At 61.4% G+C, this 363-nt stretch carries 1 protein-coding gene; it reads right to left on the bottom strand.

Translation table 11 applies throughout. The features are described from left to right. Window positions 1-69 precede the first annotated feature (69 nt). The coding region (locus EN786_RS36420; protein ID WP_189524386.1) for an FxsA family protein at window positions 70-363 on the bottom strand (294 nt) is incomplete at its 5' end.

The raw sequence follows: 363 nt of genomic DNA, 5'->3' as shown, positions 1-363 counted from the left end.
AGACCAAAAGTGAGCAGCGGTTTCGGGAGGCGACATGCAAAAAACAAAAATCTTAAAGCGCGACGCGCTTTAGTCGTTCTTGAGCCGCCGCCAGGGCGAATTGTGATCCGGCCGGTTCGGATAATCGTCGCGCGAATAGTCGCTGTCGTCGAGGTCGATGACAGTGTCGCGCCGCCGCGCCGAAAAGCCGCTGCTGAAGCTGGTCGCCATGACGATGCGGTTCTTGAGCAGGCGCCAGGCGAAGTCGCGCACCGGCGGCAGCAGCAGAAGGATGGCGAAAATGTCGGTGATGAAGCCCGGGATGATCAGCAGGATCGCCGCCAGCCGGCAACTCGCGCATGGCGCGATGATCGTGCTGGCGGC

Origin of the sequence: Mesorhizobium sp. M4B.F.Ca.ET.143.01.1.1 (assembly GCF_004792275.1) — a bacterium.
GTDB classification, from domain to species: domain Bacteria; phylum Pseudomonadota; class Alphaproteobacteria; order Rhizobiales; family Rhizobiaceae; genus Mesorhizobium; species Mesorhizobium abyssinicae.
This window is presented reverse-complemented; position numbering and strand designations above follow the sequence as displayed.